The sequence below is a fragment of the Streptomyces torulosus genome, from assembly GCF_001419765.1.
Taxonomy (GTDB): domain Bacteria; phylum Actinomycetota; class Actinomycetes; order Streptomycetales; family Streptomycetaceae; genus Streptomyces; species Streptomyces torulosus.
This window is the reverse complement of sequence record NZ_LIRK01000858.1, coordinates 1-3,351: the sequence shown is the minus strand read 5'-3', so window position 1 is coordinate 3,351 and position 3,351 is coordinate 1. Positions and strand designations below refer to the sequence as shown.

The following is a 3,351-nucleotide window of genomic DNA, read 5'->3' as shown; positions in this document are numbered from 1 at the left end:
GCCACGGCCAACCGTGCACGAGGTCGTAAGGGCTGTCCCGTAACTGCCGTTCACCGTCTGTGCCGGCGGACTCTTGGATGCGTTGCCTGGCGGTTTGAGCGGCGGCACGGGGCAGGGCTCAGCCTTGCGGCTCCTGCGGCTTGACGTCGAGCTCGCGCAAACTTTGGTTCCGCAGGGACACCGTGCTGATCGTAGACGGCACCCTGTTGCCCACACATGACCACGCCGTCGCCGAGCAGTCAAAGAACTATCAGTACTCCACCAACCGCCAGGTCGTCATCGACGCGGACGCCCGGCTCGTCGCCACGGTGGGCCGACCGGTGCCCGGCAACCGCAACGACTGCAAGGCGTGGGAACTGTCCGGTGCGAAAGACGCCGTCGGCAGGACCACAGTGATCGCGGACGGCGGCTACTGGGGCATCGGCCTGGTCATCCAGCATCGCCGCGAGCCCGGCCGCAGGCTGAACTCCTGGCCTGGAAGGAGGAGCACAACGCTTCCCACCGCAAGGTTCGCGCCCGTGTCGAGCACACCTTCGCCCGTATGAAGACCTGGAAGATCCTGCGTGAACGCCGCCTCAAAGGCGACGGCGTGCACCACGCGTTGCTCGGCATCGCCCGCCTGCGCAACCTCACCGTGGCCGGATGGCCGAGAAACGACGCTGGTCAACCGGCATGCCTTCAAGGCTTTCCGAACATCAAGGTGAAGGTAGCGCCGTGATTGCCGAACCCATCGACGTAGATACCAACACCGAGACCGGCATCGACGAAGTCGCGGTTCAAAATCGCGGCGCGATGCCCGTTGCCGGAGTAGTTGTTTTGCGGATCGTGATTCATCCACCAATAGACCGCCGACTTAGGCGTGCCGTAAGTCCAGCCGACTGGAACGACCTGGGTGCCATCGCTTGAGCCAGCCCCATATTGGGTATTCTCAGCCATCAAAGAATGTGCATAGCCCGAGTCGTTCAGGCGGTCTTCGGGCCAAGCGAGACCCGGCCGGGAGTCCCAGTGAGCGCATCCTTTTCCGTTCTGGTTCCACACTGAATTGAGCGGGCAAGCACCTGTTGCAGCCCGATCGGGATCGCCAGCCCAATTTTCGGAGTGAGCCCGCGCCGCAGCGGAGAGCGTGCCGTTGTAGCAGAGTGGGTTAAGGCCGCGAATAAGGCGCTCCTCATTCACAAGATAGAGCAGCGCATGTTCGGCATTGGATACATCGGTACCGACCGCAAGAGGAACCTTGTCGACGTATGCGGAGTATGGCAATTCTGCCGATTGGCAACGCGGAACACGCTCGCCTGATGCGACTGCCGCAATTCGCCAGGGTGGGCCAATACGGAATGGTGTAGAGCTATCTTGCAGAACGACAGTCGGGCGGTTGGTAACAACATTCCCGTTCATCTGCCAGATCTGTGTGTCGTGAGTGTCATCGTGGTGCCAGATGATGTCTGCTCGGCCATCCCCCGTGACATCGCCGGCGCCTACGATGCGCCAGGGCGGTCCCACTCGGAAGGGAGTGGAACTTCCTTGCAGAACGACAGTCGGGCGGTTGGTAACAACATTCCCGTTCATCTGCCAGATCTGTGTGTCGTGAGTGTCATCGTGGTGCCAGATGATGTCTGCTCGGCCATCCCCCGTGACATCGCCGGCGCCTACGATGCGCCAGGGCGGTCCCACTCGGAAGGGAGTGGAACTTCCTTGCAAAACGACAGTCGGCCGACTAGCGATGTGGTGGCCATACATGTGCCAGATCTGTGTGTCGTGAGTGTCGCTGTGGTGCCAGATGATCATTTCGCCCTACAAGTCTGTTGACTGAAGCGAATGCGTCCATCAATACCGAGGCTTCACAGGATGGAAGCTTTCGGATCCGACGCATACACAGACAATGCAATCGTATAAGCGGATCGCCGAGCTCGCATCTGGGGCCACGATGGCGAGTTAGCACACCTCTCAGGAAGTCGCAATGCCACACTAAAAGCCTGCGGGTAGCGCAAGGCCTTGCGGCTCGACATCCCCCATGCTGGTCAGAGTCACTTCCGGTACGGGCCGCGCTGGCTGTGTGAGGCGTGACCCTGCCGTTCTGTGGTGCGCCTTGCTGGCAATTCTCCTGCGCATGCGTTCCTCTTTGAGGGACTTTATACTGAAGGCCCCGAGTCCGGTGGTACCTGCAGTTCCCATTCCATGATAATGCGCCTTTCGCCTTGGGCGGTTTACCGTGGATGGTCGCACCCAGTCGCTCCGGGCATAAGAGCCACTCAAGCTGTGTTATCGAAAGCCGACTCAATCATGAACCAGTACGATTGGCGTTTCTGCGTAAAGTGTCGAGTGATAGCCTTTGATGGTTTTATGCAAAAAGGTGCGTGTGCGGCGGGCGGCGTCCATAAAGGGCTCGGCTACAATTACGGTATGGCCGGTAACGAGGTCGGAGTCGTAGAAAGTGCGGTATTTCAAGGGTCATGGCGTCACTGCGGTAAGTGCCGCGCGCTCTTCTATAATTACTACCCGGAGAAGGGGCGCTGTCCAGCTGACGGCGGTGGGCATGAGGCGGCAGGCTGGTACTACGGTCTTTACCACGGTCCCTGGACGCCCACTCCGAGGAATCAAGGTAACTGGCGATACTGCGGTAAGTGTCGCGCGCTCTTCTATGATTACTACCCGGAGAAGGGGCGCTGTCCAGCTGACGGCGGTGGGCATGAGGCGGCAGGCTGGAACTACGTCTTGGAGCATGTCGAGGAAGATCCCGCGGATTCGATGGACACTCAGGAACGTCAGACATGGTCGCTGGTCAAAGATGCGCGAATCCTGCATGGGGGATGTTTTGGTTTGAGGATCGATCCGCGGCTCGCGGGTGTAGCGCGCGCCCATAGCGAAGACCTGGCTGCCCATCCCGGCCTTTGGGACAAGAAGACACCGGCAGGCTATCCGGGGCATTACGGGTCTGACGGCAGTTTGGCTGAGGGGCCGAATGGCCGGATCGCTAGGGCTGTGGGTTCCCCGGGCACCGAGAACGTCTTCCGCGGAAGGATTCAAGGTACCGCTCTCCCGCCCACCCCGCAGACAGCTTTCGATGCATGGTGGAGCAGCTCCGGCCATAAGGCGAATATGCTCAACTGTAATCACAGCACGAGCGGCGTGGGCATCACCTTCGGTCAGGACTCAGGAGGCTGGACTGCCTACTACTACACGCAGGTCTTCCACCCCTGACCGGTTCCTTAGCCTCGATCTTCCACGAAGTGGGCTGTCCGGTAGGTGATCAGCTACTGAGGTTGAACTCGTGATGTCGTGCTGTTGGTCAGGCGGGTCTGATGGCCAGGCCGGTCTCGGCGAGGCAGCCGTCTATTGATCAGAAACTCAAAG

The 3,351-nt window shown here is 60.2% G+C and carries 2 protein-coding genes and 1 pseudogene; 2 read left to right on the top strand and 1 reads right to left on the bottom strand.

The window, feature by feature from the left end; all coding sequences use genetic code 11:
- Nucleotides 1–167: 167 nt before the first annotated feature.
- Nucleotides 168–718: pseudogene (locus AOK23_RS41455) on the top strand (transposase); the annotation flags it as partial.
- Here the strand turns inward: AOK23_RS41455 and AOK23_RS46285 are convergent.
- Nucleotides 679–1,785 (bottom strand): FG-GAP-like repeat-containing protein, encoded by a 1,107-nt coding sequence (locus AOK23_RS46285; RefSeq protein WP_079050009.1) that lies wholly within the window; start codon nucleotides 1,783–1,785, stop codon nucleotides 679–681. The pseudogene AOK23_RS41455 and the gene AOK23_RS46285 overlap by 40 nt on opposite strands.
- A gap of 495 nt (nucleotides 1,786–2,280) precedes the next feature.
- Between AOK23_RS46285 and AOK23_RS46280 the strand changes: the two genes are divergently transcribed.
- Nucleotides 2,281–3,198 (top strand): CAP domain-containing protein, encoded by a 918-nt coding sequence (locus AOK23_RS46280; protein ID WP_157878316.1) that lies wholly within the window; start codon nucleotides 2,281–2,283, stop codon nucleotides 3,196–3,198.
- Nucleotides 3,199–3,351 lie beyond the last annotated feature (153 nt).